Source organism: Paracoccus bogoriensis, assembly GCF_019431455.1.
In the GTDB taxonomy this organism is placed as follows: domain Bacteria; phylum Pseudomonadota; class Alphaproteobacteria; order Rhodobacterales; family Rhodobacteraceae; genus Paracoccus; species Paracoccus bogoriensis.
The window spans coordinates 84,307-99,405 of sequence record NZ_JAHYSR010000006.1 but is presented as its reverse complement, the minus strand read 5'-3'; the positions used below and the strand labels follow the sequence as shown (position 1 = coordinate 99,405).

The following is a 15,099-nucleotide window of genomic DNA, read 5'->3' as shown; positions in this document are numbered from 1 at the left end:
CCGATCCTCAGAGATTGCCGGGGCGCACGGGCGCGCCCTCGGTCAGTTGCCACCAGCCTGCGGCAACGACGGTTTCGCCCGCCTGCAGCCCCTCGGCGATCACGACCGATCCGCCCTGAGGCAGGCCAAGCGTGACCTTGCGTGAACGGACCGTCCCGGCCTGAGGGTCATAGATCCAGACGCGCGGCCCGTCTGGCCCGGTCGTGTCGATGGCCCCGGTCGGCAAACTGATCCGCGCCACCTCGTTGTGCGGCCGGATGTGGACATTTGCGGTCATGCCCGGCAACAGCCGCGGGTCCAGCGGCCCCTGGATGGCGAAGCTGACATCGTAGGTCTGCGCGACAGGGTCAGCCTCGGTCACGAAATCGCGCAATTCCAGCGGCGCACGCAGATCGGGCAGCGCGGGAAAGCTGGCCTCGGCGGCGAAGGCCGCGGCATCGTTGCGCGCGATCGCGGCCAGCGTCTCGGGCAGCGAGATCACCACGCGCATTTCGCTGATGTCCTGAAGCCGCAGCACGGGCACGGCAGGGGTGACATTGGCATATTCCTCGACCAGCGTGCGCGCCACAAGGGCCGGGAATGGCGCGGTGATGGTGGTCTGGTCCAGCGCGCGGCGCGCCTCGCGCAGCGCAATCTCGGCCTGGGCGCGTTCGGCCTGGGCGCTGTCCAGCCGCGCGCGGGTCGAGACGCGATCGACCAGCGTATTCGCCCGCTCGAACTCGGCCAGGGCCTGGGTGTTGACGGCCTCGGCGCGGGCGACCGCCAGTTCATAGGATGTTGCATCCAGTCGCCCGATCAGCGCGCCTGCCTCGACCCGATCCCCTTCCGAGACCGGACGTTCGATCAACTGGCCCTCTACCTGAAAGGCCAGATCGACCGTGCGCCGAGGTTCGACGCGACCGACGAAGCTGCGCGAGGCGGCGCGCGAATCGGGCGCCGCCGTCACCAACGGCACGACCAGCGCGGGCGGTGCCTCGGCCTCGGGCGCGGTATCGGCGCTGGCATCGGGTATGCAGCCGGCCAGCAGCAGCGGAACAAGGCCGACAAACAGGGCAAGGCGCAGACTGGTCATCCCCGGACCTCGAATTCGGAAATCATTGCGTCGATTCGTGCCAGCATCTGGCGCCGCATGTCGGGCTCTGCTGGCGGAAGTCCCAGCAGATGCTGCAACAGCATCCCATCCAGCGCCGCCAGCAGGACCAGCGCGCCGACCGGATCGGAAAGCCTTTCCAGGATCTGCCGGATTTCTTCGGCGATGTGGCTGCGCAACGGGTCCAGAAGCGCCGGATTATGCGTGCCTGCGACAAGGATCGCATGGGCCAGCGGCATGTCTTCGCCCATCAGCCCCAGCATCGCGTCAAACTTTGCCCGGATGCCGCTGCAGCCGCGCTCGTCCTGGCCAGCACCGACCTTGTTGATCATCCGCTCCAGCAGGGCGGACATCAACGCGTCCTTGCTGGGAAAGCTGTAGAGCAGCCCGGCCTTGCTCAACCCGACCTCGCGGGCGACGGCTTCGATGGTCAGGCGCGACGCACCATCGCGCTGCGCCACGATGGTGGCGGCATCCAGGATCGTGTCACGGGAAATCGCTCTGCGCATCGCACCCCTTTGACTTACCAACCGGTCGGTAGCTTCGGGATCGAGCCTTGTCAATCTGCCGGATTGCCGATCTGCCACCGGCCTGACATCGACCGCGAACGGCGCCCTTTGGTCATGTGCATAGCCGCTTCATGCACCGCCAGGATTTCAACGATGTCTGTCCCGGTCCAGCGCGCCCTTGTGCAGTCCACCGTTTCGTGGTGGCAAACCATGGTGGCAGGCGGAGGACACAACCCATTGCAGGTTATCGGCGCGCAACGGATCCAGATTGGCAAGGATGAGCGCCGCCGAAAAAGCGGGAAGTGGCTCGATTTTTCCTCTTGCAGCCCCCGACGGCGGCCTCTATACGCCCCTCAGCAAGGGACCGAAGCGTCGCTTGCAGACCTCAGGTGGGGCCATAGCTCAGTTGGTAGAGCGCTTGAATGGCATTCAAGAGGTCAGGGGTTCGACTCCCCTTGGCTCCACCAATAATGTTTTTTTATTATTTTTCAGGCGGTTAGAGAAAGTTGTCTGCCTAGCTGCCTAGCCCTTTCTGCCTAGGTCCAAGGGCCAGCCTTCCGGCCCCCGGTGTTTTTGATTCGGCTTTCCCGTCAGGCGCGCGAGACGCGGATGAGGCCCTGCTTCACGGCCTCCTGATAGCTGACCTCGCCGTGCCCCTCGAAGATCAACACAAGCTCGCCCCCTGGGCTGCGACGATGCGGGATGCCCGAGGCGGTCAGAGCGTCCTTCACGGCCTGCGGGTCCACGCGGTCAAGCGATTGCACGAAGCGTTCGGCCAGCCGGTCGAAGCCGGTTGCGTCGTTGGTCATCATCAGGTTGCGAACCGCCTGCTGCATCTCTCGGGACAGCTTCGGGTCGCCCTCGATGAAGTCCCCGAACAGGTCGCTGTCGTGAACGCCCATCGCCTCAACCCTGTCCATCACCGAGTCATAGAAGCCTGCATGTGCGGCCTCGATCTGGCGGGCAAGGTCGGCAGGTTCCGCCCCCGACTGGCGGGCCATGCGCTCGATCATCTCCGGGCCAACCTGTCCGGTCTCGACCAGCGCATTCAAGGCGGCCATCTGCGTTCCGGGCGGCAGCGACTCGACCAAGGCCGTCAGCGCGCCCTCGGCATCGTCAGAGGCGCGGAAGGTGTCGCCTTCGGGTTGCCCCTCCGGTGCCTGCTGGGTGGCCTCTGCGGCGCTCTCCCGGTCGCTCCCGGCATCGCCGCTAAAAGAAAAGCTGCCGTCCGGATTGCGGGCGATCAGGCCAAGGGTCGCGGCAAGGCCCATCTCCATCCGCTGACCCATGACCTCGACGGTATCGTTCGGGCGATAGGCGCGGCCCAGGACGGGAAAGCCCGTGGCGCTGCGGACGGTGCGTTCGACCCCTTCGCCTTGGGCAAGGTCGCCGCTGTTGACGGCCTGCCCGGCGCTGCCGGTGACAATGGCGTGGGTCTGACCGGTGCTGTCGTCGCGGCGATAAGTGATCTCGGACCCGCCCGTGCCGACCGTGGCGCGAATGTCGTTGTGGCGCTGTTCGGGGGCAAGGTTGCTGGCGCTGCTGCTGCCCGAGAAGCTGTCGGTGAATGCGTTGTATTCGGTGCCCATGATGGGGTTCCTTTCGGGGAAACTTGAAGATGTGCGAGATGGTGGGCCGCTGGGCGCGTCCAAGGCAGGCCCAGCGGCGGCAAGGTCAGGAGGTCACGTCGAAGCGGCGGCCCTCGGCAACCATCTGGTCACGCAAGGCGGCGGCCTCACGGGCGACTTCACGGGCATCGTAGCGGGCGCGGCGGCGCAATCCGGCGCGGGGTTCGCGTTGTTCGGTCGTCAGAAGGTTGCTGCGGCGCAGGTTCAGGCTGTCGCCATCGGCAAAGGATACTTGCTGACCTGCCCCCAACCCGAGGATGAGACGCGCCACGGTCACGGCATGGTTCTTCATCGGATACTCGGTGTAGGCATGAATACGCCCCCCACCAACATTGGTGGCGGTCCAGAGACCCCTGACGCCAAGTTCCTGCATCTCGAACCAGTCGGCGGCGTCAACCTTCGCATACATCGTTCCTGTGCTGTTGAGCGGGACAGACAGACAGTGCTTGCCGGTGCTGCGATCAAAGAACGGACGCGGGCGGCGGTATTGGCGAAGGCGACTGACGCGCGCAAGCGGCCCCCCGGTGAGGTGGGCGGTCGCCTCCTTGTCGATCAGGTCGCAATAGCTGTCGAAGGTCATGCAGCCCAGCGCGCGGGCACGGTCGGGGATGAGGCTTGCCAGCGTGACGGGAGCGGGGCCAACTGCGGGGGTCTCGATGCGGAGGGCGTTGCGGGAAAAGGCGTTCATGGGATGTCCTGACTTTCTGGGAATCGGGCAAGGAAAAGCCCCGTCAGGGCGAACCTGCGGGGCGTGTCGGGGGTGCTTCTTTGGGTTGCGTGGGCGGCTGCGGTGGGGCGCCGGGAAGGGTCAGCCTCAAGCTGTCCTTGAGCGGGTGCACGGCCCGTCAGGTCGTCGGGGCGTCGGGGTTGCTGGCGTCGGTCGGGTCGCCTTCGCCAATGACCAGCGATGCGCCATCGCGCGCCCAGCTTCCCGTGGGGGTGATGCTGGCGGCGATCATCTCACCGTGGCGGCGGCGCATCCTTGCAAGGCTCTCGCGGTGAACGCCGGTCGCGGTGATAATCTCGGCGTCCGTCAGCATGGGCGCACGGCGGACAAGCAGCCATGCGGCAGTGTTGGTCGGGTTGCTCATTGGGGTTCCTTTAAGCGGGTATGATGAGGTTGGCCCTGAAGTTGGCCGCGATGAATCGGATGCGCCTTCAGGGGGATGCTCATGGTGGATGTTCGGGAACGCTCTGCGTTGGAGACCCCATGATCTTGGTCTCTCCGAAGGCGAAGCCGATCTAAGGCGCGTGATGAGGTAAAACGAAGGTGCCCCTGCATCATGCAGGTGATGCTTCGGGTTCCCGTCATGGGGCACTGTTCAGGCTGGTTTTTTGATGATGGCCTCGATCAAGTTCAGCCCCTTCAGGGCACCTAGTGGGTTTCACTACTATGTATGCGGGGGGCGCGAATTAGCGGTCGCCAACCCTCGCGGTTGCATCATCCCCATGCCAGTATCGGCCCCAGCCTGGGTCTCGCATCGCGCGGGCCAGATCGCGCCAATCATAGTTGCCGGTGATCGGCTGCGGCCTGAAGCCTAGCCGCCCCTCGCGCTTGAGGCGCTGCCAGTGGGATTCCTTGATCGGGCCGTGAAAGTCCGCTTCAGGTTCCGCTACGATCTGCACTGGGCAGTTCGCCGCCAGGGCTGTCTTGATGCTGATGCCCCATCGTTTCCGGCAGTAGTCGTTAGCCTCCTTGGCGATGTTCAACACGTCGAAGTCATGGCTGTCGGGATAGAGCTTGCCGATGCCAGATGATCTGTCTGCGGTTAGCAAGCTGGGGTCTGTTAGAATGTTCCGCAGCTTGGCGTCACCATCCTTGGCCGCAGCGATGAGGCGGGAAACAAAGGGCGCACGCTTCCACGCGGGCAGGCGGTTGAGGTCATAGCAGAGGGACGCGGCGCGGCTGTAGTGGTCCCGATTGCGCTTGGCGTTCTCCACCTCTCGGGTTCCCCTCGCGCTGTGCCGCGTGGTCGCCTTCTGGCAGTCCCTACCGCAGAACCTCTGGCCCCTTCTTTTGGGTTGAAATTGCGCGCCGCACTTCGGGCAGGACGGGGCGTTGCTGTCCTGCGGTATCGCGTCGAAGGCCATCAACCAGCCACCTTTGCGGGGAACGTGCGGGTTGCCAGAACGGGCAGCGAGAGGTTCAGCGCGGCGGCGACAATCTCGGATTTGGTAATCGGCCTGCCGGTCCCCTCAACATGACGCTGGGCCAAGGCGTCAATGACCGAGGCCACCTCGGGGCGCATCCGGGCGGTTCCCCATTGGTCGCCGCTTCGCGTCTCGCCATTGGTTTCAGGAAGGTGGCGCGCGGACAGTTGGCGCAGGTCGGAGATGAACAGAGGCATGGTGCCGTCATTGCGGCGATTTGCTCGGCTGGGCATGGGCTTGTCCTTGAGGTTGATGTGGTGAAGGATGAAGGAAGGTGGCCCTGATCGTTCGACCTGGGGTGCTAGGGAAGGGGATGCGAACGGAGGCGTGAGACCGGGACGAGATACGAAAGCCGATTGACGCCCCGACACTGTGGCGCGGCGATGCAACATCGGCGCGGATATGAAGAAACCCGGAGGACATTCCTGCCGGGGCTTCGCTGTTTGTGCATAAGGTGGGGTTAATGTGACGGGATGCGCCTCAGCCCTCCGTGGCCGCATCAGCGATGATGCGATAGACGCTGGCCCTGCCGATGCCGACCTGCGTTGCAACCTCGGCGGCAGGCAAGCCCTCTGCGATAAGACGCAACACCTCCTCGGACTTGGCGCGGGCTGTCGGCTTGCGGCCCTTGTATTTGCCCTCGGCCTTGGCCTTGGCGATACCCTCGCGCTGCCGTTCCAACATGATCTCGCGTTCAAACTGTGCGATGCTGCCCAGCAGGTTCAACATAAGGCGCCCGTTCGGGGTGCCCGTGTCGATGGACATATCGAGGATGCGGAGGCTTGCTCCCTTGCCTTCGATCTCCTTCACGATCTCATTCAGATGGGCGACAGAGCGGGCCAGACGGTCCAGTTTGGAGACAACTAGAACGTCTCCCTTGCGGATGAACCGCAGGGCCTCAGCCAGTTTCTCGCGCTTCGCCGTATCGACCGACGAGACCTCCTCCTGATAGATGTCCTCGCAGCCTGCCGCGCGGAGGTTCCGAAGTTGCGCCTCAAGGCCAGCCTTCTGGTCCGTGGTCGAGGTGCGCGCATATCCAACAATCATGATCCCATTCCTTCCCACACGGGTCTTAGAGAATATGAGATGAATGTCTCAGAACGTCAATACCATTTGTGTGAGATAAGTTTCAGCCCTGCTAGCCTTGTCTCGCACTACCTTGCCCATGTGAGAAGATGAGCCATCAGTCGTTGCCCCAGAAGATCGCAACGAACGGGAATCGAAGGCTGCACTCCCCTGCCCCGTCGCGGTGAAAGGCGAATACCCCGGCATCGTGGCAACCGAGTGCATCGTCAGCCCATGCGCGGGTGCTGATGGTGGTCTGCCAGCGGCCAACGCGGAGGTGCCAAAAGTTGCGCGTGAAGTCTGCTGTGAAGGTCATTGCGTTGTCCCTTGTTCGATGATCGCGCCAACGCGGCGCGCATGACCGAGATAGGCCGCAGCGCAGTTCATTGTAAAGATTGAATAAAACTCCACATCCGGGACATTCCCGCCTGTGGAAATGAGGCACGGGCCAGAGGTTTCCGCGAAGGTGCCCCCACGGGGGAACCGCGTGTGCCTCTCATTCAATCCCCGACACTCGCACTTCTGCGTCGGAACATTCCGGCCCCTTCGGGAAAGCCCGCGCGGTGATCTTCTCGGATGGAACACCGTGGTTCGTGGCGAAGGATGTCTGTGAAGGGTTGGGGCTCCACAGCTCGGCGGGCGTGTCGGACATCCTTCGCCGCCTGAAACCCGAGCAAAAACAGAACCTCGGCAGGGGTCAGATTTCAAATCTGACAGTTCGGAAGGGTGTATTGGACCATCCGACCACACCCTCTGTCTATCTCATCACGCGCGGCGGGTTCAACGATCTGGTCCTCGAAAGCCGCAAGCCGGTGGCCCGTGAGTATCGCCAATGGGTGACCGATGAGGTTTTGCCCGCGCTTCAGGACACCGGCACGTTCACCGACAAGGGGCACGCTTGCAATATCGAGAAGCCTATGGAACGTCATGGTGATGGATAAAAAACACCTTCCCACCGTCTTGATGGGTGCCGCAATAGGCGCCGTGATTTGGGCGGCGGGCTTCGCTCTATTCCAGAATGCTACGCCCCCTGTAGGACACATGGCGACTGGCGCTCTAACCGGCGCAATACTTGCTTGGTGCTACCGCACGTTCTGATGCGGCAACCTCACGTCCCCCACGCAAGCCCTTCGCTGTCCCTCCGAGGCACCCCGCGCATAGACGCCAAAGGTCACGTCCTTCTTGTCTGGGGCATGACCGACTATTTCCGCGATGGTCTCCCTCGGGTGCCCCGCATGGCGTGCCTTGGTGGTGAACCAGCGCCGGGCGGAATGGAAGTTGACCAGTGAGCGGCGGGTGCCTTCGCGGCGATCATCCACGCCCACGGCCTCACGGAACCGCTTGAAGCGCTTCCCGAAGGTGTCCCCTGGATCGCGTTCGGTCGCCACTTCATGGAACAGCCATTGCTTGCCGATCTTGCCTGCTGTGCGGCGGGCGACGATCTCGGAGAGGTCGGGATGAATCGGAACCTTGCGGGCGGCTGACTCGGTCTTGCCCTGCTGAATGTCAAAGACCCCATCGTGGACTTCCTCGACCCACAGCGTCAGCACCTCGGCCAAGCGCATCCCCGACAAGAGGCTGATGGTCAGCGCATCGCGGATTTGGCTTTCCCATTCCGGGTTCTTCATCGGCCACGGCTCATAGAGAAGCCGCGATACCTCGGCATCGGTGAAGGCGCGTTCCTCGGCCTTCTTGCTGCCCCGCTCCACACGCTTGCCGGTCTGGATGGTCTGTTGCCCGTTCCACGGCCAGCCATCGTCAAGCGTGATGCCAGGCGGCAGTTGCACATGCCCGCGCCGGGCCAGATACTTCCAGTAGGACCGCAGCGCCGTGAGGTGCTTGGTCTGGGTTGCCGGGTGCATGGGGTCGATCTGTTCGCCCACATACTTGCCCGCCTGCCTGCGGTCGATCCTGTCCAGCGTGAGGCCCTTGGCATCGGCCCAGCGGGCGAACCTCAAGACCAGCCCCCGGCGCTCTCCGGTGGTCTTTGGGGCTAGCCCTGCGGTGTTCAGATAGGTTTCGAGATGATGCGCCACGGGTTCGCGGCCCGTGAAGGCGTTCGTGAAGGCGCTAGCCTCGGTGGGCTTCTTCTCCAAACGCTCGGTTTCATCCGCTGCCAAGTCTCGGATGAGGTCGGCGTTGTCGGCGTCGTCGGCGTCCAGATACTCGGCCAAGGCTTCCCGCATCAGCGCGCCCCGCTCGGCTGCCCCGAGGGTGGCCCGGTCGATGACCTTGGCGGGCTTCCATCCGGGCAGCTCAAGGCTCACCCTGCGGCCCGTCTTTATCTGTCGGAATTGCATGGCGGTCTGCGCTTCCAGTTCGTCACGGCGGCGCTTGGCCTCGATCACGTCAGCCGTGCGGAGGTTGACTCTGACGAACTTGGGTCCGCCGATCTTGGCGTGAACCGCGACAGGAAGTTGCTGGCGATACCAGAAAACATTGCCCTGCAACCACAGGTGCCGCTCTCCTCCGCGCTTGCTCTTGCCCGCCATTTCCCATCTTTCTGCCTAGGTCGTTCTGCCTATATATTCCAACAAAGCACCAGCGATACAAGGATTACAGAGGGATTTTGAAGACCGGTTTATCCTCCCCTTGGCTCCACCAATAATGTTTTTTCAATGAAACCAACAGCTTGCTGGCCTGATGCTGATACGCTGACAGCGCCATCCTGATAGCAGTCCGAGGGCCAGCCTTCCGTCCCCCGGTGCTTTCGTTTCGGCTTGCCTGTCAGGCGCGCGAGACGCGGATGAGGCCCTGCTTCACGGCCTCCCGATAGCTGACCCCGCCGTGCCCCTCGAAGATCATCACAAGCTCGCCCCCTGCGCTGCGGCAGTGCGGGGTGCCTGGCCGGTGCGCTTCAACACGATCTGTGAGGAAAACGAGAGCGAGCACCGCCTGACCAAGCCGAACCATCCGTGGGCCATTGGCCGGATCGAGAGGGTGAACAGCACGATCAAGGATGCGACCGTCAGGCGCTGTCACCACGATAGCCACAAGCAGCTGCGGGCGTCCTCGCCGAATTCGTCGCAGCTTATATCGCAGCTTGTATTGTCGTCCGCAGACTCCAAACCCTGAACGGTCTCTCACCCTGTGAATACACCTGAAAGGTATGGACCTCAGAGCGGGACAGATTGATCGTCAATACGATCCGCCAGATGCCGGGACCGAACATCCAGCCGGTGGGGGCTTGCACCCCCCGCGCGACTGACCACACTGATCCCATGACCAACAACCTGCGTGCTCCGCTCAGCCCCGAAATCCTGCCACACGGGCTGGACGGCCTGCTCGTGCGCTTTTCGCTGTCGCCCGACCCGCAGGCGATGGCGGCGGCGCGACGCCTGGCCGCCGATCTGTCCGAGCGCCCGCCTGCAGGCGCGGTCGAGATCGCGCCCGCGCTCGTCTCGTGCCTGCTGCGTTTCGATCCCGCACGGATCACACCCAGGCTTGAAGCCGATCTGCTGGCCCGCGCCCGCGCCGCGCTGGCCGATGCCGCGCCACCCAAGCCCCGCCGCCGCTGGACGCTGCCCACCGCCTTTGGCGGGGCCGAGGGGCCGGAACTGGCGCCCATCGCGCGGCAGCTGGGCTTGACGCCCCAACAGGCAGTGGCGCAGATCTGCGACACCGATCTGGCCGTGCTGGCCATTGGCTTCGCGCCCGGCCAGCCCTATCTGGGCCTGCTGCCCGAGGGCTGGAACCTGCCGCGCCTGCCCGAACTGGTGCCCGAAGTCCCTGCGGGCGCGGTGGTCGTCGCGCTGCGCCAGATCGTGATCTTCGGCAACCCCTCGCCCACCGGCTGGCGGCAGGTGGGCCGGATGGCCTTTCGCAGCTTCTGGCCCGACCGGGCGTCGCCGATGCCCCTTGCTCCCGGTGACGCGATCCGTCTGGCCCCTGCCCCCGCCGATCGAATCGCCGCGCTGCGCGCCGAACCGGACGGCATGGGCGGTGCTGTCTGCGAGACACTGCCATGACCTCGCTGATCCTGCGCGCGGTCTCGGGCCTGCTGAGCGTTCAGGACATGGGGCGCCCAGGCCATCTGGCGCGGGGCCTGTCGCGCGGCGGCGCGATGGACCGGCTGGCCCTGATCGAGGCGGCGGCCCTGCTGGCCAGCCCCACCCCCCTGCCCGCGATCGAGATGGCCGGCGCGGGCGGCCATTTTCAGGCCGAGGCGCCCTTGTGGCTGGCGCTGACGGGCGCGCCGATGCGTGCCACGCTGGATGGCCGCCCGGTCCCATGGCACGCCACGCTGCTGCTGAGGCCGGGCGAAGTTCTGACCATCGGTCCCGCCGAACAGGGGATGCTGGGCTATCTGACGCCTGCGGGCGGGATCGCGGGGCCGGACTGGCTGGGCAGCCGGTCCGCGCATCTCAGCATCGGGATCGGCGCGCCGCTTGCGGCGGGGGCGGTCCTGCCCTGCGGCCCCGACCCGGCGCCACAGCGCAGACCGCGCCTGATCCGGCCTCTGCCGCGATTTGGGGGCGGCACGCTGCGGATGATCGACGGTCCGCAGACCGCCCTTTTCGCGCCCGAGGAGCGCGCGGCCTTCCTGGCCGCGACCTTTCGCCGCGCACCGCGCAGCAACCGCCAGGCCATTGCGCTGGACGGCCCGCGCCCTTTCCAGGCCGAGGGCGCGCGGCAACTGGCCAAAGGGCTCGCCTCGGACGTGATCGGGCCGGGCGACGTGCAGATGACGGGCGACGGCGTGCCGACCGTGCTGATGGCCGAATGCCAGACCATCGGCGGCTATCCGCGGATCGGCACGATCCTGCCGGACGACCTGCCGCGTCTGGCGCAGACGCCGCCGGGCAGCGTAGTCCGTTTTCAGCACCTGACCCTGGCCCAGGCCCGCGCCGTCCATCGCAGCGAAGAAACGCTGCTGCGCGAGGCACGGGCGCGAACCGGGCCGCTGATCCGCGACCCCTCGACCATGCCGGACCTTCTGACCTATTCTCTGATCTCGGGCGTGGTGCGCGGGGACGAGGCGGACTAGATGCAGGTCGATCTGAACGCGGATATGGGCGAAGGCTTCGGCCCCTGGACGATGGGCGACGACGCGGCGTTGCTGAAGATCGTGACCTCGGCCAATATCGCCTGCGGCGCCCATGCGGGCGATCCTTCGGTGATGGCGGCGACGATGCGGCTGGCTGCGGCGCATGGCGTGGGGATCGGCGCGCATCCGGGCTTTGCCGATCTGCAGGGCTTTGGCCGCCGCCGCATGACCCTGTCGGCAGAGGAACTGGGCAACCTGATCGCCTGGCAGCTGGGCGCCGCGCAGGGCATCGCGCGATCCGTGGGCGCCGCGGTCCGGCACCTCAAGCTGCACGGCGCGCTGTCGAACATGGCCAGCGAAGACCCCGCCATCGCGCGGGCCTGCTATCAGGCCGCGCTGCGCGTGGACCCCGACATCATCCTGGTCGTGCTGGCCGCGACCCCGATGCAGGCCGTGGCCGAGGAACTGGGCGCACGCCATGCCACCGAGATCTTCGCCGACCGCGCCTATCGCGACGACGCGACGCTGGTGCCGCGCGACCAGCCCGGCGCGGTGCTGCATGACCTGGAAAAGATCGGCCCGCGCATCGAACGGATGCTGCGCGCGGGCGCGATCATCGCGCAAGGCGGCCGGCAGATCCCCTGCCGGATCGACACGATCTGCCTGCATGGCGACACCCCCGGCGCAGTCGCCATGGCCCAGGGCCTGCGCGACCACCTGACCGGCCAGGGCATCCGGCTGCGGATGATGGCAAGCTGACCGTCCGGCTCACGTTCTCGTGATTTTACGCCGAAAAAGCGGCCCTGTCCCGTAACTTCTTGCACAGGCGGTCCTGATCCCATGTCGGGGCCGCCCAACAGGGGGCGACCAAAGGCATGACATTCAAGACCCGGACCAATCTGGCCATCCTGCTGGTGCTGGTCGCCGCGCTGGCCCTGGGCTGGTGGCTCTGGCCGCTGATCAGCCAGCCCGAGCGCGTCCGCGATCTGGTCCCCTTGGCCGAGACGATGCGGGCCGAGCGGCCTGTCCTGGTCATCGCGCTCTATTTCCTGGCCTATGTCGCGGTGGCAGCCCTGTCGCTGCCGCTGGCGGTCTGGATGACGCTTGGCGCGGGCGCGCTGTTCGGGCTGGCGGCCGGGGTGGTGGTGGTCTCGCTGGCCTCGACGCTTGGTGCGGTGCTGGCCTTTCTGGCCGCGCGCCACCTGCTGCGCGAACGCGTCCGCGCCCGGCTGGGTGACCGGGCCGGGGGGATCGAGGCCGGCCTCAGGCGCGATGGGGCGTTCTATCTGTTTTCGTTGCGGCTGATCCCGGCGTTGCCCTTCTTTGCGGTGAACCTGCTGATGGGTCTGACGCCGATCCGGGTCTGGACCTATGCCTGGGTCAGCCTGGTCGGGATGCTGCCCGCGACGGTGCTGTATGTGAATGCGGGCAGGCAGCTTGCGCGGATCACCACTCCATCGGACGTGCTGTCGCCCGCGATGATCGCATCCCTCGCCGCGCTGGCAGTCTTTCCCTGGATCGCGCGTTGGGCGCTTGGCCGCCGGAGACGCCGCCAGCTGGAACGCGGCGCCAATCGGCCACGCAGCTTTGACCGCAACGTCATCGTGGTCGGCGCGGGCTCGGCGGGGCTGGTGGCGGCCAATGTCGCGGCCTCGGCCGGGGCGCAGGTCACCCTGGTCGAGGCCCGGCGCATGGGCGGCGATTGCCTGAACACGGGCTGCGTGCCCTCGAAGGCGCTGATCGCCAGCGCCAAGGTCGCCCACAGCGCCCGCAACGCCGCCCGCATGGGCATCGCCGCCGGCCCGGTCCAGGTGGATTTCCCCGCCGTCATGGCCCGCGTCAATGCCGCCATCGCGACCATCGCCCCCCATGACAGCCCCGAACGCTATCGCAGCCTGGGCGTCGAGGTCATTGCGGGCCGGGCAAGGCTGGCCGATCCCTGGACCGTCGAGATCCAGTTGCCCAACGGGATGACGCAGCGCCTGACAGGCCGCGCGATCATCCTTGCGACCGGTGCAGCGCCGGTGATGCCCGACCTGCCCGGACTGGCCGAGGCCGGCGCGCTGACCTCGGAAACGCTGTGGGACAGGCTGGCTGCGCGCGGCAGCGTGCCGCCGCGCCTTGTGGTGCTGGGGGGCGGGCCGATCGGGCTGGAACTGGCGCAGGCAATGGCACGGCTGGGATCGGCCGTCACCGTCATCGAGGCCGCGCCCCGCCTGCTGCCGCGCGAGAGCGACGAGACCGCACGCCTTATCGCCAACGCGTTGATGGCCGATGGTGTGGCGCTGCGGACCGGGGCGCGTGCGCTGGCCGCTGGGACCAATGGCGCCGAACGCTGGCTGGAAATCGACGAGGGCGGCGCGACAAGCCGGCTGCCCTGCGACGAGATCCTGGTAGCGGTCGGCCGCAAACCCCGGGTCGAGGGGCTGGGCCTTGACAAGCTGGGCATTCCGGTCGGCGCCACGGTCGAGACGAACGACTATCTTCAGACGATCTGGCCGAATATCCTTGCGGCGGGCGACGTGGCGGGGCCGTGGCAATTCACCCATGCGGCGGGCCATCAGGGCGCGCAAGCGGCGCTGAATGCGCTGTTTGGCCATCTCTGGCGGCTCAGGGGAAAACCCCAGGCGATGCCGCATGTGACCTTCACCGACCCGCAGATCGCCCGGATGGGCCTTGGCGCGCACGAGGCCGAAAAGCGCGGCGTCGCGCATGAGGTGACACGCTATCCGCTGGCCTCGCTGGATCGCGCCATCGCCGAGGGCGCCACCGGCGGCATGGTCGAGGTCGTGACCGCCAGGGGCCGCAGCAAGGTTCTGGGCGTCACCATCATCGCCCCCGAGGCGGGCGAGATGCTGGCCCCCTTCGCGCTGGCGATGCAGAACGGGCTGGGCCTGTCGCGGATGCTGTCCACCATCCTGCCCTATCCCACCTGGTCCGAGGCCACCCGAAATCTGGCGGGGCAATGGCGGCGCGCCCGGTTGAACCCGCGCCTGCTGGCGATGCTGGCGCGCTATCACGGCTGGAGGCGCGCATGATCGACGCTGCCCTGCAACCCCTGCAACGGCGCATGTTGGCGCCGGTCGCCAGCCGCATGGCGCAGGCGGGGATCTGTGCTGACCATGTGACGATCCTGGGCTTCGTCATCGGGCTGGCCGCGGTCGCGGCGCTGGCGATGCAGGCCTATCTGCTGGCACTGGTGCTGCTGCTGGCCAACCGCCTGGCCGACGGGCTGGACGGCGCCATCGCGCGACAGGGCCGCCCCACCGATAGGGGCGCCTTTCTGGATATTGCGCTGGATTTCGTCTTTTATGCACTGTTTCCCCTGGGCTTTGCCATCGGCCAGCCGGAACAGGCGCTGCCCGCCGCCGTGCTGATCGCGGCCTTCGTCGGCACGGGCTCGTCCTTTCTGGCCTTTGCCGCCATTGCCGCGCGGCGCGGACCGATGCCTTCGCGCCACGGTCCCAAGGGCATCCATTACCTTGGCGGGCTGACCGAGGGCGCCGAGACCATTGCCGTCTTTGTGCTGATGTGCCTCTGGCCCGCAGGTTTTGCCACGCTGGCCTATCTGTTTGCCGCCGCATGTCTGCTGACCACGCTGACGCGCTGGCATCAGGGGTGGCTGGCCTTTTCGCCCGAAGATGACCGACCGGAACGAAAGGAATGAAC

At 66.1% G+C, this 15,099-nt stretch carries 16 protein-coding genes and 1 tRNA gene; 7 read left to right on the top strand and 10 right to left on the bottom strand.

Features of this window, described 5'->3' with window-relative positions; genetic code table 11:
* Window positions 1-7: 7 nt before the first annotated feature.
* Window positions 8-1,072, bottom strand: a complete 1,065-nt coding sequence (locus KY389_RS04720; RefSeq protein WP_219829651.1) for an efflux RND transporter periplasmic adaptor subunit — start codon at window positions 1,070-1,072, stop codon at window positions 8-10.
* Window positions 1,069-1,599: a TetR/AcrR family transcriptional regulator gene (locus KY389_RS04715; RefSeq protein ID WP_219829650.1), complete on the bottom strand. Its 531-nt coding sequence runs from the start codon at window positions 1,597-1,599 to the stop codon at window positions 1,069-1,071. The genes KY389_RS04720 and KY389_RS04715 overlap by 4 nt, the downstream gene beginning before the upstream one ends.
* A gap of 391 nt (window positions 1,600-1,990) precedes the next feature.
* Between KY389_RS04715 and KY389_RS04710 the strand changes: the two genes are divergently transcribed.
* A tRNA-Ala gene (locus KY389_RS04710) sits at window positions 1,991-2,066 on the top strand.
* A 123-nt stretch (window positions 2,067-2,189) separates the two neighbouring features.
* Here the strand turns inward: KY389_RS04710 and KY389_RS04705 are convergent.
* From KY389_RS04705 to KY389_RS04675, 7 genes are all read right to left on the bottom strand, one after another.
* A complete protein-coding gene (locus KY389_RS04705) occupies window positions 2,190-3,188 on the bottom strand; it encodes an RAD23 family protein (RefSeq protein WP_219829649.1) in 999 nt (332 codons plus the stop codon).
* Window positions 3,189-3,273: 85 nt separating this feature from the next.
* A complete protein-coding gene (locus tag KY389_RS04700) occupies window positions 3,274-3,915 on the bottom strand; it encodes a hypothetical protein (protein WP_219829648.1) in 642 nt (213 codons plus the stop codon).
* Window positions 3,916-4,072: 157 nt separating this feature from the next.
* The gene (locus KY389_RS04695) at window positions 4,073-4,318 is read right to left on the bottom strand and encodes a hypothetical protein (RefSeq protein WP_219829647.1); all 246 of its coding nucleotides are present in this window, start codon (window positions 4,316-4,318) and stop codon (window positions 4,073-4,075) included.
* Window positions 4,319-4,640: 322 nt separating this feature from the next.
* A complete protein-coding gene (locus KY389_RS04690) occupies window positions 4,641-5,168 on the bottom strand; it encodes a hypothetical protein (protein WP_219829646.1) in 528 nt (175 codons plus the stop codon).
* Window positions 5,169-5,317: 149 nt separating this feature from the next.
* Window positions 5,318-5,611 carry a hypothetical protein gene (locus tag KY389_RS04685; RefSeq protein ID WP_219829645.1) on the bottom strand — a complete coding sequence of 98 codons (294 nt, stop codon included), beginning with the start codon at window positions 5,609-5,611 and terminating at the stop codon, window positions 5,318-5,320.
* A 247-nt stretch (window positions 5,612-5,858) separates the two neighbouring features.
* The gene (locus KY389_RS04680) at window positions 5,859-6,425 is read right to left on the bottom strand and encodes a recombinase family protein (protein WP_219829644.1); all 567 of its coding nucleotides are present in this window, start codon (window positions 6,423-6,425) and stop codon (window positions 5,859-5,861) included.
* Between the two features lie 136 nt (window positions 6,426-6,561).
* The gene (locus KY389_RS04675; RefSeq protein WP_219829643.1) at window positions 6,562-6,759 is read right to left on the bottom strand and encodes a hypothetical protein; all 198 of its coding nucleotides are present in this window, start codon (window positions 6,757-6,759) and stop codon (window positions 6,562-6,564) included.
* A gap of 247 nt (window positions 6,760-7,006) precedes the next feature.
* On the opposite strand from KY389_RS04675, the gene KY389_RS04670 reads away from it, so the two are divergent.
* Entirely contained in the window at window positions 7,007-7,384 is a 378-nt protein-coding gene (locus tag KY389_RS04670; protein ID WP_343222900.1) for a BRO-N domain-containing protein, read from the top strand.
* A 141-nt stretch (window positions 7,385-7,525) separates the two neighbouring features.
* Here the strand turns inward: KY389_RS04670 and KY389_RS04665 are convergent, their stop codons facing one another.
* Window positions 7,526-8,935 (bottom strand): tyrosine-type recombinase/integrase, encoded by a 1,410-nt coding sequence (locus KY389_RS04665; protein WP_219829641.1) that lies wholly within the window; start codon window positions 8,933-8,935, stop codon window positions 7,526-7,528.
* Between the two features lie 729 nt (window positions 8,936-9,664).
* Between KY389_RS04665 and KY389_RS04660 the strand changes: the two genes are divergently transcribed.
* The 5 genes from KY389_RS04660 to KY389_RS04640 all read left to right on the top strand — a co-directional run bounded on the left by KY389_RS04660 (window position 9,665) and on the right by KY389_RS04640 (window position 15,097).
* Window positions 9,665-10,411: a 5-oxoprolinase subunit B family protein gene (locus KY389_RS04660; RefSeq protein ID WP_219829640.1), complete on the top strand. Its 747-nt coding sequence runs from the start codon at window positions 9,665-9,667 to the stop codon at window positions 10,409-10,411.
* Window positions 10,408-11,430, top strand: a complete 1,023-nt coding sequence (locus KY389_RS04655) for a 5-oxoprolinase subunit C family protein (protein ID WP_219829639.1) — start codon at window positions 10,408-10,410, stop codon at window positions 11,428-11,430. Before KY389_RS04660 ends, KY389_RS04655 begins: the two co-directional genes overlap by 4 nt.
* Window positions 11,431-12,189 carry a LamB/YcsF family protein gene (locus KY389_RS04650; protein ID WP_219829638.1) on the top strand — a complete coding sequence of 253 codons (759 nt, stop codon included), beginning with the start codon at window positions 11,431-11,433 and terminating at the stop codon, window positions 12,187-12,189.
* Between the two features lie 116 nt (window positions 12,190-12,305).
* Window positions 12,306-14,468, top strand: coding sequence for an FAD-dependent oxidoreductase (locus KY389_RS04645; protein ID WP_219829637.1), 2,163 nt, complete (start codon window positions 12,306-12,308; stop codon window positions 14,466-14,468).
* The gene (locus KY389_RS04640; RefSeq protein WP_219829636.1) at window positions 14,465-15,097 is read left to right on the top strand and encodes a CDP-alcohol phosphatidyltransferase family protein; all 633 of its coding nucleotides are present in this window, start codon (window positions 14,465-14,467) and stop codon (window positions 15,095-15,097) included. Before KY389_RS04645 ends, KY389_RS04640 begins: the two co-directional genes overlap by 4 nt.
* Window positions 15,098-15,099: the final 2 nt, after the last annotated feature.

Coding starts and splice junctions, on each gene's coding strand:
- KY389_RS04680 (WP_219829644.1), bottom strand. CDS start 6,425: ATGATTGTTGGATATGCGCGCACCTCGACCACGGACCAGAAGGCTGGC.
- KY389_RS04640 (WP_219829636.1), top strand. CDS start 14,465: ATGATCGACGCTGCCCTGCAACCCCTGCAACGGCGCATGTTGGCGCCG.
- KY389_RS04665 (WP_219829641.1), bottom strand. CDS start 8,935: ATGGCGGGCAAGAGCAAGCGCGGAGGAGAGCGGCACCTGTGGTTGCAG.
- KY389_RS04705 (WP_219829649.1), bottom strand. CDS start 3,188: ATGGGCACCGAATACAACGCATTCACCGACAGCTTCTCGGGCAGCAGC.
- KY389_RS04650 (WP_219829638.1), top strand. CDS start 11,431: ATGCAGGTCGATCTGAACGCGGATATGGGCGAAGGCTTCGGCCCCTGG.
- KY389_RS04655 (WP_219829639.1), top strand. CDS start 10,408: ATGACCTCGCTGATCCTGCGCGCGGTCTCGGGCCTGCTGAGCGTTCAG.
- KY389_RS04675 (WP_219829643.1), bottom strand. CDS start 6,759: ATGACCTTCACAGCAGACTTCACGCGCAACTTTTGGCACCTCCGCGTT.
- KY389_RS04720 (WP_219829651.1), bottom strand. CDS start 1,072: ATGACCAGTCTGCGCCTTGCCCTGTTTGTCGGCCTTGTTCCGCTGCTG.
- KY389_RS04645 (WP_219829637.1), top strand. CDS start 12,306: ATGACATTCAAGACCCGGACCAATCTGGCCATCCTGCTGGTGCTGGTC.
- KY389_RS04660 (WP_219829640.1), top strand. CDS start 9,665: ATGACCAACAACCTGCGTGCTCCGCTCAGCCCCGAAATCCTGCCACAC.
- KY389_RS04685 (WP_219829645.1), bottom strand. CDS start 5,611: ATGCCCAGCCGAGCAAATCGCCGCAATGACGGCACCATGCCTCTGTTC.
- KY389_RS04700 (WP_219829648.1), bottom strand. CDS start 3,915: ATGAACGCCTTTTCCCGCAACGCCCTCCGCATCGAGACCCCCGCAGTT.
- KY389_RS04695 (WP_219829647.1), bottom strand. CDS start 4,318: ATGAGCAACCCGACCAACACTGCCGCATGGCTGCTTGTCCGCCGTGCG.
- KY389_RS04715 (WP_219829650.1), bottom strand. CDS start 1,599: ATGCGCAGAGCGATTTCCCGTGACACGATCCTGGATGCCGCCACCATC.